A 15,904-nucleotide genomic window follows, 5' to 3' on the forward strand; every position below is an offset into this window, starting at 1 on the left:
GCTTACACATCGAAACTGGGCCTCGCTGCAAGAGACGGCGGGGCACAGGCGCTCGCCAACCCTCGCCAAGTGCGTTAGGCCCGTTGTAATATGGAAGCGTACCGAGTTTGAGGAACGAGACAGACCATGGCCGATCGCAGCACGCCTTTCTGGCGTCAGGTGTATTTCTGGTGCGCTGCGGCGATGGCATTCGTGCTCATCATCTGGATTTTCTCGAGCATTCTCCTGCCCTTCGTGCTCGGCATGGTGATCGCCTACCTTCTCGATCCGGTCGCCGACTGGTTCGAGCGGCGGGGCCTGTCGCGTCTCATGGCAACGACTTTGATCCTCGTGCTCTTCGTCGTGACGTTCGTGGCGACGATCCTCATCATCGCGCCCGTCATCTCCTCCCAGGTCGTCAATCTCGCGCAGCGCATGCCGGATTATCTGGACAAGCTGCAAGGTTTCGCGATCGCCGCGCGCAGCGGCCCGCTCGCCTTTCTGTTCACCTCGGACGAATCGACGCTCGAGCAGGACTTCGCCAAGGTGGTGTCCGATTCGACCACCTTCCTGACGACCTTCCTGACATCGATCTGGTCCTCCTCGCTGGCCGTCGTGAACTTCGTCTCCCTGTTCGTCGTCACGCCCGTCGTCGCGTTCTATCTTCTCCTCGACTGGGACCGGATGGTCGAGACGGTCGACAGTTGGCTTCCGCGCCAGCATCAGGACGAGGTCCGGCGGATCGCGCACGACATCGATCGCTCGGTCGCCGGCTTCGTGCGGGGGCAGGGCAGCGTGTGCCTGATTCTCGGCACGTTCTACGCGGTCGGCCTGACGCTCATCGGCCTGAACTTCGGACTGCTGATCGGGCTCTTCGCGGGCCTGATCTCGTTCATTCCCTATATCGGATCGCTTCTCGGACTGGTGATCTCGCTGGGCGTGGCACTCGTGCAGTTCTGGCCGGACTGGCCGTGGATCGTCGCCGCGGCCGCCGTGTTCTTCGTCGGGCAGTTCTTCGAGGGCAACATTCTCCAGCCCAAGCTCGTCGGGGCCTCGGTGGGTCTTCACCCCGTCTGGCTGATGTTCGCACTGTTCGCGTTCGGTGCGCTGTTCGGCTTCGTCGGCTTGCTGATCGCGGTTCCCGCCGCCGCCGCCGTCGGCGTTCTGGCGCGGTTCGGCATCACGAAATATCTCGACAGCGAGATGTATCACGGTCCGGCGACCGGCCTTGCGCCGCCCCGCAACCTCGACCTCGTCAAACGTGCGGAAGGCCCGTCGGGCGATTCGGCAGCCGGATCGGTGTCCCGCATCGACGGCCGGGATCTCTAGATGGCCAGACAGCTTCCGCTGGACTTGCCGCCCCTGGAATCCCTGGCGCGCGACGATCTGATCGTCTCGCACTCGAACGCGGTGGCGGCCGGCGCGATCGATGCCTGGCCGCACTGGCAGCACAACGTGCTGCTGATCGTCGGGCCGGAAGGCTCGGGCAAGACCCATCTCGCACGGGCCTGGGCCGACCTTGCGGACGCCTCGATGCTGGCGATCGGCCGGAGCGGGGAGATGACGGACCGGGACGGCTTTCGTCTCGTCATCGACGATATCGATCGAACCACGATCCCCGACGCGGAGCTGTTCGGGCCGATCAATGCCGCGCGGCTCGGCCAGGGCTTCGTCCTCGCGACATCGCGCCTCGCTCCGGAGGCCATGGCGAACCGGCTGGCGGATCTGCGCTCGCGCCTTGCGGCCGCCGCGCGTGTCGAACTCGATCCGCCGGACGACGAACTGTTCGAGGGGATCCTCGCCAAGCACTTTTCCGACCATCAGCTGTTCGTCGATCCCGGCACCCTGACCTATCTGGCGGAGCGGATCGAAAGGACGGGCTCGGCCGCAAGGTCAGTGGTCGACGCCCTGAACAGACAGGCGCTCGCGGACAAGAGCCGGATCACCAAGCCCTTCGTTCGCAAGGTGCTTGAGACCAACCTCCATCGCACCGCCGATCCTGCCGGAAAACGTCAAACCTGATACGCCAACCAAGCCACTGGACGGTATACGAATGACCGAAGAGACGAAGAAATTTCCGGTTCGACCCACGCGCAGCGGTGCGTCGGCGCCTGGTTCATCGGGAAAGCGCGTCCCTGCGCGAACAAGTGCACGGAAAGCCGACGGCGACGGCGCGGCGCCCATGGCCGGCGCGGATGAGCCCCGCTTGTCCGACGAAGCCGTCGCGCCCGAGGTCGACGTGATTCTCGAGCAGGCGCCGCCGCGGATGGCCGAGACGAAGGTCGAGGCGCAAGAGGCGCTGTCTCCCCTGCCGCAGGATCGGTTCATGAACCGCGAACTGTCCTGGCTGCAGTTCAACCGGCGTGTCCTCGAAGAATCGCGGAACCCCAATCATCCGCTCCTGGAGCGCCTGCGCTTCCTCTCGATCTCGGCCGGCAATCTCGACGAGTTCTTCATGGTCCGCGTGGCCGGGCTCGAAGGCCAGGTCCGCGAGAAGATCACGGTGCGCTCCCTCGACGGCCTGACGGCGCAGGAACAACTCGACAGGATTTTGGCCGAGGTGGAAATCCTCCAGGGAGACCAGCAGGCCTCGCTTGCCGAGCTCATCGAACTGCTGAAGGCCGAGAAGGTCGAGATCGTTTCGGTCGACCAGCTCTCGCAGGACGATCGCGACTGGCTGTCGCGCGAATTCGACGAGACCATCTTCCCGGCGCTGACGCCGCTGTCGATCGATCCGGCCCATCCGTTCCCGTTCATTCCCAATCTCGGTTTCTCGATCGGTCTTCGGCTGAAGCGCGTGCGCGAATTCGAGAACCAGAAGCGCACGCGCGACGCGGACAAGATGAACGCGCTCATCCGTCTGCCCGTCGCGCTCGAACGCTTCGTGCAACTGCCTTCGAAGGAGGATGGCGTCTCTCGCTTCGTGGCGCTCGAGAGCATCGTCGAGACGTTCATCGGCAAGCTCTTTCCCGGTTACACGGTCGAGGGCAGCGGCACCTTCAGGGTCATTCGCGATTCCGACATGGAAGTGGAGGAGGAGGCCGAAGACCTCGTCCGCTTCTTCGAAAGCGCCCTGAAGCGGCGGCGCAGGGGGTCGGTCATCCGCACCGAATTCGTCTCCTCGATGCCGGATGGCTTGCGCAATTTCGTCGCCGCGGAAATCGGGGCGCCGGAGGCGCGCATCTCCGTCATGGACGGGATGCTGGCGCTGGACGCCCTGTCGCAGATCTGCAAGATCGACCGGGACGAGTTGAAGTTCAAACCCTATATTCCGCGCTTTCCGGAGCGCATCCGCGAGCATAATGGCGACTGCTTCGCCGCGATCCGCGAGAAGGACATCGTCATTCACCACCCTTACGAATCGTTCGACGTGGTGGTGCAGTTCGTCCGCCAGGCGGCCAACGATCCGAACGTCATCGCGATCAAGCAGACGCTCTACCGGACATCCAATGATTCACCCATCGTGCGCGCCTTGATCGAGGCGGCCGAGTCGGGCAAGTCGGTCACAGCGCTCGTCGAACTGAAGGCCCGCTTCGACGAGGAGGCCAACATCCGGTGGGCGCGGGATCTGGAGCGCGCGGGCGTCCAGGTGGTGTTCGGCTTCATCGAGAAGAAGACCCACGCCAAGCTCTCGCTGGTCGTGCGCCGCGAAGAGGGAAAGCTGGTCAATTTCTGCCATATCGGAACCGGCAACTATCATCCGGTGACAGCGAAAATTTACACCGATCTCAGCTACTTCACGGCCGATCCTGCGATCGCGCACGATGTTCAGATGGTCTTCAACTACATCACCGGCTATGCCGAGCCGACGGGCCTGAAGAAGCTTGCCGTCTCGCCGCTGACCATGCGCGACAAGATCATCGACCTCGTCCAAGCCGAGATCCGACATGCCAGGGCGGGGCGCCCGGCGCAGATCTGGATGAAGATGAACTCGCTCGTCGATGGGCGAATCATCGACGCGCTCTACCGGGCGAGCCAGGCCGGCGTCGAAATCGACCTGATCGTGCGCGGCATCTGCTGTCTGCGGCCCCGCGTCGAGGGCTTGTCGGACAATATTCGCGTGAAATCGATCGTCGGGCGCTTTCTCGAGCACAGCCGAATCTATTGCTTCGGCAACGGGCAGGGCTTACCGTCGGAGGAAGCAATCGTTCTCATGGGCTCGGCCGATCTCATGCCGCGCAATCTGGATCGCCGCGTCGAAACGCTCGTCCCGATCGAGACGCCCACCGTGCACAGTCAGGTTCTTTCGCAGATCATGCTTGGTAATATTCTGGACAACCAGCAGAGCTGGTCTGTCGCCGCCGACGGCTCGTCGCGCCACATCCGGCCGAGCGATGGCGAGCAGCCCTTCAACGCCCAGCGCTACTTCATGACCAACCCGTCGCTCTCCGGACGCGGCAAGGCCCTAAAGACCGACGCGCCGCGCCTGATCGCCCGCCAACGCGCAGAGCATGCCGGCGATGAATGAACCGCTGGGTCAGGGACGCCTCATCGGGCGCAAACCGGTCGGGGTCGTCGATATCGGCTCCAACTCGGTTCGTCTGGTCATCTACGAGGGTCACTCCCGAGCGCTCACGGTTCTGTTCAACGAAAAGATCCTGTCCGGTCTCGGCAAGGGCCTCGCCCAGACGAACCGGCTGGATCAGGGCGCGATCGACAGTGCGCTCGCGGCGCTCAGACGGTTTCGCAAGCTCGCCGATCAGGCCCGGGTGGGCGATCTCTATCCGCTGGCGACCGCCGCCAGCCGCGAAGCGACGAACGGGCCGGAGTTCCTCGATGCGGCCGAGCGGGCCATCGGTCGGCCTGTCGCGATCCTGTCGGGTGCCGACGAGGCGCGCTACGCCGCCGAAGGCGTGATGAGCGGTTTCCACCAGCCCAACGGCATTGTCGGGGATCTGGGCGGTGGCAGTCTCGAACTCGGTCGAATCGAGGGCGAGGTGCTTTCGGGCGGCCTCACCATGCCGCTCGGGGGCTTGCGGTTGATGGATGCCGCCCAGGGCGACCTGAAGCGGGCCCAGCAGATTGCGGACAGCCATGTCGAGGCGTGCGCCCTCGCAGGGGCCGGCGGCGGGCTTCCCTTCATCGCCGTGGGCGGCACGTGGCGCAATCTGGCGAAGCTGCACATGCAGCAGACCGCCTATCCGCTGCATGTGATGCACGGCTACACGATGCAGGTCGATAAGCTCGACAAGTTCCTCGACAGCCTGATGCGCGGCGAGCCCGAAAAGCTGCCCGGCATCGAGGCGGTGTCCAAATCCCGGCGCTCGCTCCTGGCCGTGGGCGCGATCACGCTGAAAAGCATCATCCGGTATATCGGGCCGTCCGAGATCGTCGTCTCCGCGCTCGGCGTGCGCGAGGGCTATCTCCACTCGCTCCTGCCCGCCGCGGAACGGGCGAAGGATCCGCTGATCGAGGCGGCGCGCGAGCTCGCCGTGTTGCGATCGCGCTCGCCCGACCATGCCGAGGAGCTCATCGGCTGGACGTCGCGGACCTTCGAAGTGCTCGGCGTCGAGGAGAACGGCGAGGAGGTGCGGCTGCGTACGGCGGCCTGTCTTCTGGCCGACATCGGCTGGCGCGCCCATCCCGACTATCGCGGGCTGCAGTCGCTGTCGATCATCGCCCATGCCGCGTTCCCCGCGGTCGACCATCGCGGCCGGGCCTATCTCGGCCTGACGAATTATTTCCGGCACGAGGGGACGATGAATCAGGCGCAGCTGCCCGATCTGGAATCCCTCGTCGATGAGCGGCTGCTGCAGCGCGCGCGACTTCTCGGCTCCTTGTTTCGCGTGACCTATCTGCTGACGGCGTCGATGCCCGGCCTCCTCGACCGTTTCCGCTGGGCGCAGGACCCGCGCGGCGGGTTCACCCTGGTGCTTCCATCCGATCTCGAAAACCTGATCGGCGAGCGTCCCGAGGGCCGGCTGCAACAGTTCGCGAAGCTCGTCGGCCAACCGCTTCGCATGGAAGCCCGCTAGCCCATTGTCCGGAACGCTGGCTCCGGCCTCCGGTCCGTCCGGCGCGGATCGGAAGCGGTTCGGCGCCAAAGCCGGTTCCGAAGGCGCTTCCGGCGTTGAAAGCCGATCTTTACCTTCCCGACGAACGGATGACGATGGGTTTCGCGTCCGGGCCCGCCGGGGCATGCCCCTTCGTCGTCGCAATGGCCAAGGCCGGCCGTCTCAGACGGGGATGACCTCGACCTTGCGGTTTCGATAGACCAGCGCACTCTCGCCCTCCAGAAGCTTGAGGGCGCGGGCGCCGAAGATCTCGCGCCGCCAGCCCGAGAGACCTTCGATCCGGGCGTCCTTGCCGTGGACGGCGAGCTGTTCGAGATCTTCGGAATTGGCGATCATCTTGGCGGCAACGCCTTCCTCCTCGACGACGATCTTGAGGAGAACGCGCAGGAACTCGACGGCGGCCTGGGTGCCCTCGGGCAACTGGGCCGGGCGGGGCACCGCCGGAAGGTCGGATTTCGGCACGGCTTTCGCACGGGCGATCGCGTCGAGGATCGCCTGTCCGGCGCTCGAGCGCTCGAAACCGCGCGGAATGGTGCGCAGGCGCCCGAGTTCCGCATCGTCCGCCGGCTGCTGCTGGGCGATCTCGTAGATCGCGTCGTCCTTGAGGATCCGGCCGCGCGGCTTGTCGCTGGCTCTCGCCTCGCGCTCGCGCCAGGCCGATATCTCCTTCAGGATCTGCAGCTCGATCGGCTTCTTCACCCGCATCTTCATGCGCCGCCATGCGTCGTCGGGATGAAGGTCGTAGGTCTGGGGATCGGCGAGCACCGCCATCTCCTCGTCGAGCCAGGAGAGGCGTCCGCTTTTTTCGAGCTGGCTCTTCAGCGCCTTGTAGACGTCGCGAAGATGGGTGACGTCCGCCAGCGCATAGACCAGCTGCTTCTCGCTCAAGGGGCGACGGCGCCAGTCGGTGAAGCGCGAGGTCTTGTCGATCCGGCCGTTCGCCAGCCGCGCGACCAGCTGGTCGTAGGCGATCGATTCGCCGAAGCCGCAGACCATCGCCGCGACCTGGGTGTCGAAGAGCGGCTTGGGGATGATATTTCCGAGCTTGTAGACGATTTCGAGGTCCTGCCGCGCGGCATGAAACACCTTCACCACGCTCTCGTCCGCCATCAGCGCGAAGAACGGATCGAGCGAGAGGCCGGGCGCCAGCGGATCGACGAGCGCCTCGGTATCGTCCGAGGCCATCTGGATCAGGCAGAGTTCCGGCCAGAACGTCGTTTCGCGGATGAACTCCGTGTCGACGGTGACATATTCGGATCGCGCCAGGGCCTCGCAGACCTTGGCCAGCGCATCGGTCGTTTTGATCGTTTCCATGTCCCGCTCATAGAACGCCCGCTTCGGATGGGAAAGCGCAACGACGCCATTGCCCCCCGAAAACTTGACATATGTCCCGACAAATGCGCTTGTCCGGCGCGATTTTCCAGGTTGATCCGGCGGCCGTCTCGCGTGTGTCCCACAGGCGCGAACCACGGCTTGGAAGCCGTATCGGACGAGACTGAACAAGGGCCGAACCCATGCATCGCTATCGCAGCCACACGTGCGCAGATCTTCGCCGCGCCAATGTCGGCGACACCGTCCGCCTGTCGGGCTGGGCCCACCGCATCCGCGACCATGGCGGCCTCCTCTTCATCGATCTGCGCGACCATTACGGCCTGACGCAGATCGTGGTCGACCCGGATTCGCCCGCCTTCGCGGCGGCCGAAAGGGTGCGCGGCGAATGGGTGATCCGGATCGACGGCGAGGTGAAGGCCCGCTCCGCGGAGACCGTGAACGCCAAGCTTCCGACGGGCGAGGTCGAGATCTTCGCGCGCGAGATCGAGGTTCTGTCGGCGGCCAAGGAACTGCCGCTGCCGGTCTTCGGCGAGCCGGACTATCCGGAAGACATTCGCCTGAAGTACCGCTTCCTCGACCTGCGTCGCGAGACGCTGCACAAGAACATCATGCGTCGCACGAAGATCATTGCGAAGATCCGCGCCTTGATGCAGGCGGCCGAGTTCACCGAGTTCCAGACGCCGATCCTGACGGCGTCCTCGCCGGAAGGCGCGCGCGACTTCCTCGTGCCCTCGCGCCTGCACAACGGCATGTTCTACGCGCTGCCCCAGGCGCCGCAGCAGTACAAGCAGCTTCTGATGATTTCCGGCTTCGACCGGTATTTCCAGATCGCGCCGTGCTTCCGCGACGAGGATCCGCGCGCGGACCGGTTCTACGGCGAGTTCTACCAGCTCGACGTGGAAATGAGCTTCGTCGAGCAGGAGGAGATCTTTCAGACCATGGAGCCGGTCATTCGCGAGGTCTTCGAGACCTTCGCAGACGGCAAGCCCGTGTCGCAGACCTTCCGCCGCATTCCCTACGCCGAATCGCTGCGCAAGTACGGCTCCGACAAGCCCGACCTTCGCAACCCGATCGAAATGAGCGCGGTCACCGGCCATTTCGCCGGCTCCGGCTTCAAGGTGTTCGCGAACATGATCGCGAACGACGACAAGGTCGAGGTCTGGGCGATCCCCGCCAGGACCGGCGGCTCGCGCGCGTTCTGCGACCGGATGAATTCCTGGGCGCAGGGCGAAGGCCAGCCGGGGCTCGGCTACATCTTCTGGCGCGAGGAAGCGGGCGAGGTGTCCGGCGCCGGGCCGCTCGCCAAGAATATCGGCCCCGAGCGCACCGAGGCGATCCGCACCGAACTCGGGCTCGAGGCCGGGGACGCCTGTTTCTTCGTGGCCGGAAAGCCCGAGAAGTTCATCGCTTTCGCCGGGTCTGCCCGCACTCGCGTCGGCGAAGAGCTCGATCTCGTGGACCGCAACCGGTTCGAACTGGCCTGGATCGTCGATTTCCCGTTCTACGAGTGGGACGAGGACAACAAGAAGGTCGATTTCGCGCACAATCCGTTCTCCATGCCCCAGGGCGGAATGGACGCGCTTGAGAACGAGGAGCCGCTGTCGATCAAGGCGTTCCAGTACGACATCGTCTGCAACGGCTTCGAGATCGCCTCCGGCGGTATCCGCAACTCCGTGCCCGAGACCATGGTCAAGGCCTTCGAACTGGCGGGCTACGATCAGGCGATGGTGGAGGAGCGGTTTGGCGGTCTCTACCGGGCGTTCCAGTACGGCGCGCCGCCGCATGGCGGCATGGCCGCGGGCATCGACCGCATCGTCATGCTTCTGTGCGGCGTGAAGAACCTGCGCGAGATCGCGCTGTTCCCGATGAACCAGCAGGCCTTCGACCTGTTGATGGGGGCGCCTGCCGAGGCGCAGCCGGCGCAGCTGCGCGAACTGGGCCTGCGCATTGCGCCAAAGGCGACGGACTGACGAACGAGAGGTCTGCCGGCGCCGGTTCGGGCGCCGGCGCGCGCTCGGACCATCTTGGCGAACCGCCGACCATCGGCCGGGCCGTGGCCTTCAGGCCGGGTCGCGGCTTTCGTCACCATCGGATTGCGCGTCCTCGCGACGGCCGGCCCTTGTCTGCCCGTCCGACCGCCCGTGGGCGAAGCTGAATTCGCCGGCCGGGTCCCACGGGCCGCCGCGATAGCGCCACAGGAGCAGCCCGGTCACCTCGAACGGGAACGGCTCGAAGTCGCTTTCCAGCACGTCGTAAAGCGTGCGCGCCGCGACCGGGTCCGCCTTGTTCTGGATCGTGACATGCGGCTTGATCCGCTGCCGATCCTGCGCGGTCAGCGCGTCGTAGAAGTGTCCGGCAAGATCGGCGCGCAGCCTTTCGAGCTCGTGGCAATCCACCTCGTAGGCGATGCCCTTGCCGAGAAAGCGAAGACCGGACACCCGGCACGGGATCGGCCGCTGACGGCTCGCGACCTCTACCAGATGCGCGATCACCGCATCGATCCTGTCGCCGGGCAGATGGTGGAACAGGGTGAGGTGCGCGGGAATGTAGTTCTTCGCGGCCGGAAAGTGCGCCTTGCGCATGCGCTGGAAGCGTTCGAAGCCGGGATCGTCGAACTTGACGGTGAGGATGAGCGGCGCATCGTCTGACATGTCGAACTCACCTTGCCATCGACGACCTCTCAGGACGCCCGAAAGAGAAAGGGCCGGCTCCCGAAGGACCGGCCCGTCGAAACGTGAATTACTGCCCCGTCGGCGCCCCGGGCTCATCCGGCGTCGTCGTGCCGCCGCTTCCGCCCGAACCCTCGCCATTGGCCTCGACCTCGAGCTGAAGGACGCTCGGGATCGACTGCGGAGCTCCCATCGCCGCGCCGACGATCTGCATCACGGCGATCGGCTGGGCCGGTTCGCTGGCAATGCGGATCAAGGCGGGATCCTCGAGAAAGGTGCGGACCGCGTCGGTCAACTGGGTCCGGAAAGCCTCGTCGCCGATCTGGTTGATGCTGCCTTGAACGATCTGAACCGCGAGATCGACGACGTTCTCAGGCGACTGGTTCATCTGCTCGGCATAATAGTCGACGAGACGCCTGGTCAGCGAATCGTCCTCGAACTGCAGCGCAATGTTCCGAATGTTCATCTGGCCGAGAATGCCCATCATGGCCATGCCGGCGCCCTGGCTGTTTTCGGGATTCTGCTCCATCTGCTCGGACATCTGCTGCAGCGACTGGACGAGGCTCAACGTGTAGCCGCCGAGTGCGAACGACATGTCGAACGAGCCCACCTCGTCCACGTCGAACGACAGAGGCGTCAGGGCAAGCGTTCCCTCCTCGAGCGCCCATTCGATGCGCCCGTCCATCGAACCGGTGAGCGATTCGTAGCCGAGCGCGCGAATGGTTTCGGCAGAGCCGTCCACGGACGTTTCGGGGACGTCGATATCGAACGATTCGACCTTGAAGTCGCCGGCATAAGTGCCGTCGTCGCCGATTTCGTTCGTCGTCACGGCGTTCTCGATGGTGAAGACCTCATTCTCCCCGCTCTCGAACGCGATCGAGCCGATGCTGGCGCTCTCGAAGAACAGCGGCGAGGCCTGCAGGAACTGCGGCAGCGGCTCGGAAGGGGCCGTGCCCGCGATCCGGATGTTCTCGACGCTCATGTCGCGGAACGCGTAGGTGACGGGCTCTCCACCGTCCTGCGAGGTGTCCGTGCCGGTGACGTCCTCGACGGGAAGGCGCTCGGCGGTCCAGCCCTGTTCGGTCGAGCCCTGAACGTTTTCGAAGGTCAGGTCGCCGGCGTCGGAAATGTCCGCGCCGGTGCCGAACTTGACCCCGACGAGAACAACGTCGTCGCCTTCCGATCGGGCGCTCTCATACGTCATCGCGATGCTCTGGGCCGCCATCGCGTCCTTCAGCCGCGTCGCGAACGCATCCGCGTCGGCCGCGAGCGCGGTGCCGCCTGTCAGAAACGTCGCGAGAGCTGCGGTTGATAGTCCTGCGGAAAAGCTGCGCATTGTTAAACCTTCCATACTTCCGTCCGAGGTGACGGAACGGCGTAAATCCCATGCCAAGCTAGCGCGCTGGATGGAAAGCGAAAGAGCACGCGGTGCGCGGTTTCGCGCCGCGGACCCGTTCCGATGAGGAAAAGCCACGCGATTGTTCGCTTTTGATGACCATTGCGGCTGTTCCGCTCTTGTTCACGTGCCTTTGATCGTTCAGAACGACACGCATGGGAAAGACTGTCGATCCACCGGCGGGCGGCGGAGACATCCAGCCGGTCGACCTCCGCGAGGCGCTGGAAGAGCGCTATCTGGCCTATGCGCTCTCGACCATCATGGGCCGGGCGCTTCCGGACGTGCGCGACGGTTTGAAGCCGGTGCATCGCCGCATCGTCCATGCCATGCGCATCCTGCGCCTCGATCCCGGGCAGGGCTACAAGAAGTGCGCTCGCATCGTCGGCGACGTGATGGGCCGTTTCCACCCGCATGGCGACGCCGCGATCTACGATGCACTGGTGCGTCTTGCCCAGGATTTCTCGGTCCGCTATCCGCTGGTCGACGGCCAGGGCAATTTCGGCAATATCGACGGCGATAGCGCCGCTGCCATGCGCTACACCGAAGCGCGGATGACCGAGGTCGCGACGCTCCTGCTGCGCGGGATCGACGAGGACGCGGTCGATTTCCGCCCGACCTACAACGAGGAGGACGAGGAGCCGGTCGTCCTGCCCGGCGCGTTCCCCAACCTTTTGGCCAACGGCTCGTCCGGCATCGCCGTCGGCATGGCGACGAACATTCCCCCGCACAATGCCGCCGAACTGTGCGATGCCGCGCTGAAGATCATCGAGAACCCCGAGGTGAGCGTCGAGCAGCTTTTGCGTTCGGTCGAGGGGCCCGACTTCCCGACCGGCGGCGTCATCGTCGACAATCGTGCGACGATCCGCCAGGCGTACGAAACCGGCCGGGGCTCGTTCCGCGTCAGGGCGCGGTGGGAGGTCGAACAGGGTGCGCGGGGCCTTTGGACGGTCGTCGTCACGGAGATCCCCTACCAGGTCCAGAAATCCCGGCTGATCGAGAAGATCGCCGAGCTGCTGCAGGCGCGCAAGCTGCCGCTGCTGGCCGATATCCGCGACGAATCCGCCGAGGACATCCGCGTCGTGATCGAGCCGAAGTCGAAGACGGTCGATCCGGAAATCCTGATGGAGTCCCTGTTCCGCCTGACGGATTTCGAGTCGCGCATTCCGCTCAACATGAACGTCCTGTCGGGTGGCAAGGTGCCGCGGGTCATGTCGCTGAAGGAGGTGCTGGCCGAGTGGCTCGCCCACCAGCGGACCGTTCTGGAGCGTCGCGCCCGCAACCGACTCGGCCAGATCGACCGGCGGCTGGAAATCCTCGCCGGCTATCTCATCGTCTTCCTCAATATCGACGACGTGATCCGCATCATCCGCGAGGAGGACGAGCCCAAGCAGGAGCTGATGCGCTTCTTCACCCTGACCGAGGTCCAGGCCGAAGCCGTGCTGAACATGCGGCTGCGCTCGCTGCGCAAGCTGGAGGAGTTCGAACTGCGGCGCGAGTTCGACCAGTTGAGCGCGGAGAAGGCGGAGAAGGAAAGCCTGCTCGGCTCCGTGGAGCGCCAGTGGGCCGCGGTGGCCGACGAAGTGCGCGCCGTTCGCGAGACGTTTTCCAAGAAGACCAGGCTCGGCAAGCGTCGCACCCGCTTCGCCGATGCGCCGGACCACGATATCGACGACATCACCACCGCCTTCATCGAGAAGGAGCCGGTGACGATCGTTTTGTCGAACAAGGGGTTCCTGCGCGGCTTGAAGGGCCATCTCGCCGATTTCACCAATCTGACGTTCCGCGAGGGCGACGACCTCAACGTCGCATTCCACGCGATGACCACCGACAAGGTCCTGTTCGTCTCCAAGCATGGCCGCGTCTTCACGATGCAGGCCGACAAGCTTCCGGGCGGTCGCGGCCAGGGCGACCCGATCCGTCTCGCCTTCGACCTCGAGGACAGGGACGAGATCGTCTTCGCCTTCACCGCCGAGCCGGACCGCAAGCGCCTGATGGTCTCCGACGAAGGCACCGGCTTCATCGCGACAGAGGCCGACATGATGTCCTCGACGCGCAAGGGCAAACAGCTCGTCAACGTCGCCAAGGGCGGCGCGGTACGGCTCGCCGGCGAGATCGGCGAGGGGGACACGGTCGCGATCGTCGGCGAGAACCGCAAGCTGCTCGTCTTCCCGCTCGCCCAGGTGCCGCAGATGGCAAGGGGCAAGGGCGTGCGCCTGCAGCGCTACAAGGATGGCGGCTTCTCGGACGCCCGGGTCTTCAAGCTTGCCGAGGGCCTCACATGGACCGACAGTGCCGGCCGCGCCTTCCTGCGCAGCGAGGAGGAGCTTCTGGAATGGAAGGGCGATCGTGCGCAGGCCGGGCGCCTCGTCCCCAAGGGGTTCCCGAAGACCAACAAGTTCGCCGGCTGACACCCGATCCCGAAAATGGCATGACACGTGAAAACGGGCGCCGCGAGGCGCCCGTCTTCATGTCGATCGACCTGTGATTTCGGTCCTTTACCGGCGGGCTCAGCCCTTCGAGGGCCGGCCGAAGGAGAGACGGACCGCGGTGGAGCCGCTCATCCCCCTGACCTTGATCCGCGAGCGGCTGACCGGCTGGGAGGCCCGCCAGGCGCGTGCACCGTGGCTGAGCAGCAGGTCCACCAGTTCCTTCGGACGAAGCCGAGAACGGAGCGATCGCAGATCGCGCAGGTCGTTCAGGGCCTGAACGTTTCCAGCGCGAGGATTGACGCGTCCGACGCCGGAATTTTCAAGTGACATTTGAGAGATATCCCTTCCGTAAGCAGGAACCGGAGCGGCTGGGAGAAGAACGGGTGGCGATTGCGGGATCAGTGGGCGACGGCGTAGCAGGCATAGTCCACGCGCTTCAGGGCGGCGCAGGCACGCCACGCTTCGTCCTTGGTGTCGAAGCCGGCGAAGCGGGCGCGGTGCAGCGTCGTCGAGCCCTTGGTAACCGGCTCCGTGAAGGGGCGTGCGGCGGCGAGATCGGCGCCGGCCTTGCGCTTGGCGTCTTCCAGCATGGTCTGCGCGAGCGCTGCATCGGGCGTTGCGGCAATCTGGACGACCCAGGCCGAGTTCGCCGTGGCAGGCATCGCCTGACGCGAGCCGATCGCGCCGGTGAAGGTCGGATCGATGTTGCGATTGCCGGGGACGGGTGCGGCCAGAGCGTTGGCGGAGGCTGCCGGCAGCATCAGGGGAACCTGGGGCGTTTCGCCCAGAAGCGCGGCGGCGAGAGCCTGACGACCACGGATCGGACGCGACGATGGCTGCGGCAGGCTCGACAGACCGGCGCTCCCCGAATCCTCGTAGGCCATCGCGATGCGCTCGTCAGCCGTCATGAGAAGTGCGGGACGCACGTTCGGCACGGGACCTGCAGCCGGCAGGGAGCCGACGGCAACTGCCACAAGGCCGGCATCGGTGTTCGGACGCGCTGCGATCAGCGCGCCTTCGTCGCGGCGGCTCGCCATCGGCATGGTGCGCTTGAGGAGCTCGATCATGTGATCGTCGCGCGAGCGGCCCGACCGTCCACCCATCACGACCGCGACGACGCTCTTGCCGTCGCGCTTGATCGAGGTGACGAGATTGAAGCCCGATGCGTTGATGTAGCCGGTCTTGATGCCGTCGACACCATCCATGCGTCCGAGAACGCGGTTGTGGTTGCCGAGGCGCGTGCCACGGAAATTGTAGGAGCGGGTCGAGAAATATTTGTAATACTGAGGAAAGTGCTCGCGAAGCGCGATGCCGAGCTTGGCCTGGTCGCGGGCGGTGGTGCGCTGGCCACTGTCGGGAAGCCCGTTCGGGTTCTTGTAGGTGGTCTTCGACATGCCGAGCTTGCGCGCGGTGCGCGTCATCATCTCCGCGAACTCGGCTTCCGAACCGCCGAGATATTCGCCGAGCACGACCGACGCATCGTTCGCCGATTTCGTGACGAGGGCGTAGATGGCCTCCTCGACGAGGATGTTGCCTCCTGCCGGGACGCCGACCTTCGTCGGCGGGCGACCGGCCGCGTAGCGCGAGACCGGCATCTTGTCGGTGAGTGCGATGCGCTTCTTCGACAGGGCGTCGAAGGTGAGGTAGAGCGTCATCATCTTGGTGAGCGAGGCCGGATAGCGGTACTCGTCGGCGCGGTCCTCGTAGAGCACGTTGCCGTTATTGGCGTCGATGACGAAGCCGGCATATCGGGAATTCGCATTGGCATGCGACGGAACGGTCAGGATGACGCCAGCTCCGACTGCTGCAATGCCGATGATGCGGGCGCATCCGAAAGCCTTACGCAAACTTGAAAATACTCTCACGCGAAAACCCTTGGGCTCGATGAATTGTCGAGCGATCCGCCAATGCGCCTCGAAGCCAACGGCGTTTCGAGGCGAACGCATCGCCCATCCTTGGTCCCGAGCCTAGACATTCGAGCTTACCAATCCGTTTATGGTTGCCGAACCCTTCCTGAAATCGTGATCTTTCGCAGGAACGGATGTCCGAGTTTTTGATGGGGAAGTGTCTGTTCCGTAAGGAAAC

11 protein-coding genes are annotated in these 15,904 nt (G+C 64.9%); 6 read left to right on the forward strand and 5 right to left on the reverse strand.

Annotated elements, in window-relative coordinates; translation table 11 throughout:
* Positions 1 to 126 precede the first annotated feature (126 nt).
* The 4 genes from U0C82_RS11880 to U0C82_RS11895 all read left to right on the forward strand — a co-directional run bounded on the left by U0C82_RS11880 (position 127) and on the right by U0C82_RS11895 (position 5,954).
* A complete protein-coding gene (locus U0C82_RS11880) occupies positions 127 to 1,308 on the forward strand; it encodes an AI-2E family transporter (protein WP_322187335.1) in 1,182 nt (393 codons plus the stop codon).
* Positions 1,309 to 2,001, forward strand: a complete 693-nt coding sequence (locus tag U0C82_RS11885) for an HdaA/DnaA family protein (protein WP_322187336.1) — start codon at positions 1,309 to 1,311, stop codon at positions 1,999 to 2,001.
* Between the two features lie 244 nt (positions 2,002 to 2,245).
* Positions 2,246 to 4,447: an RNA degradosome polyphosphate kinase gene (locus U0C82_RS11890; protein ID WP_322187440.1), complete on the forward strand. Its 2,202-nt coding sequence runs from the start codon at positions 2,246 to 2,248 to the stop codon at positions 4,445 to 4,447.
* A complete protein-coding gene (locus U0C82_RS11895) occupies positions 4,440 to 5,954 on the forward strand; it encodes a Ppx/GppA phosphatase family protein (protein WP_322187441.1) in 1,515 nt (504 codons plus the stop codon). The genes U0C82_RS11890 and U0C82_RS11895 overlap by 8 nt, the downstream gene beginning before the upstream one ends.
* 201 nt (positions 5,955 to 6,155) lie before the next feature.
* Here U0C82_RS11895 and rnd read toward each other — a convergent pair whose 3' ends face one another.
* A complete protein-coding gene (gene rnd, locus U0C82_RS11900) occupies positions 6,156 to 7,307 on the reverse strand; it encodes a ribonuclease D (RefSeq protein WP_322187337.1) in 1,152 nt (383 codons plus the stop codon).
* Between the two features lie 200 nt (positions 7,308 to 7,507).
* Between rnd and aspS the strand changes: the two genes are divergently transcribed.
* Positions 7,508 to 9,295, forward strand: a complete 1,788-nt coding sequence (gene aspS / locus U0C82_RS11905) for an aspartate--tRNA ligase (RefSeq protein WP_322187338.1) — start codon at positions 7,508 to 7,510, stop codon at positions 9,293 to 9,295.
* Between the two features lie 90 nt (positions 9,296 to 9,385).
* Here aspS and U0C82_RS11910 read toward each other — a convergent pair whose 3' ends face one another.
* Positions 9,386 to 9,976, reverse strand: a complete 591-nt coding sequence (locus tag U0C82_RS11910; RefSeq protein ID WP_322187339.1) for a 2'-5' RNA ligase family protein — start codon at positions 9,974 to 9,976, stop codon at positions 9,386 to 9,388.
* Between the two features lie 88 nt (positions 9,977 to 10,064).
* A complete protein-coding gene (locus tag U0C82_RS11915; protein ID WP_322187340.1) occupies positions 10,065 to 11,330 on the reverse strand; it encodes a hypothetical protein in 1,266 nt (421 codons plus the stop codon).
* Between the two features lie 215 nt (positions 11,331 to 11,545).
* On the opposite strand from U0C82_RS11915, the gene parC reads away from it, so the two are divergent.
* The gene (gene parC, locus U0C82_RS11920) at positions 11,546 to 13,798 is read left to right on the forward strand and encodes a DNA topoisomerase IV subunit A (RefSeq protein ID WP_322187341.1); all 2,253 of its coding nucleotides are present in this window, start codon (positions 11,546 to 11,548) and stop codon (positions 13,796 to 13,798) included.
* A 99-nt stretch (positions 13,799 to 13,897) separates the two neighbouring features.
* Here parC and U0C82_RS11925 read toward each other — a convergent pair whose 3' ends face one another.
* The gene (locus U0C82_RS11925) at positions 13,898 to 14,149 is read right to left on the reverse strand and encodes a hypothetical protein (RefSeq protein WP_322187342.1); all 252 of its coding nucleotides are present in this window, start codon (positions 14,147 to 14,149) and stop codon (positions 13,898 to 13,900) included.
* A gap of 68 nt (positions 14,150 to 14,217) precedes the next feature.
* Positions 14,218 to 15,666 (reverse strand): D-alanyl-D-alanine carboxypeptidase, encoded by a 1,449-nt coding sequence (locus U0C82_RS11930; protein ID WP_322187343.1) that lies wholly within the window; start codon positions 15,664 to 15,666, stop codon positions 14,218 to 14,220.
* Positions 15,667 to 15,904: the final 238 nt, after the last annotated feature.

Source organism: Fulvimarina uroteuthidis (assembly GCF_034321785.1).
Taxonomy (GTDB): Bacteria; Pseudomonadota; Alphaproteobacteria; order Rhizobiales; family Rhizobiaceae; genus Fulvimarina; species Fulvimarina uroteuthidis.

Coding starts and splice junctions, on each gene's coding strand:
- U0C82_RS11880 (WP_322187335.1), top strand. CDS start 127: ATGGCCGATCGCAGCACGCCTTTCTGGCGTCAGGTGTATTTCTGGTGC.
- U0C82_RS11885 (WP_322187336.1), top strand. CDS start 1,309: ATGGCCAGACAGCTTCCGCTGGACTTGCCGCCCCTGGAATCCCTGGCG.
- U0C82_RS11890 (WP_322187440.1), top strand. CDS start 2,246: ATGGCCGAGACGAAGGTCGAGGCGCAAGAGGCGCTGTCTCCCCTGCCG.
- U0C82_RS11895 (WP_322187441.1), top strand. CDS start 4,440: ATGAATGAACCGCTGGGTCAGGGACGCCTCATCGGGCGCAAACCGGTC.
- rnd (WP_322187337.1), bottom strand. CDS start 7,307: ATGGAAACGATCAAAACGACCGATGCGCTGGCCAAGGTCTGCGAGGCC.
- aspS (WP_322187338.1), top strand. CDS start 7,508: ATGCATCGCTATCGCAGCCACACGTGCGCAGATCTTCGCCGCGCCAAT.
- U0C82_RS11910 (WP_322187339.1), bottom strand. CDS start 9,976: ATGTCAGACGATGCGCCGCTCATCCTCACCGTCAAGTTCGACGATCCC.
- U0C82_RS11915 (WP_322187340.1), bottom strand. CDS start 11,330: ATGCGCAGCTTTTCCGCAGGACTATCAACCGCAGCTCTCGCGACGTTT.
- parC (WP_322187341.1), top strand. CDS start 11,546: ATGGGAAAGACTGTCGATCCACCGGCGGGCGGCGGAGACATCCAGCCG.
- U0C82_RS11925 (WP_322187342.1), bottom strand. CDS start 14,149: ATGTCACTTGAAAATTCCGGCGTCGGACGCGTCAATCCTCGCGCTGGA.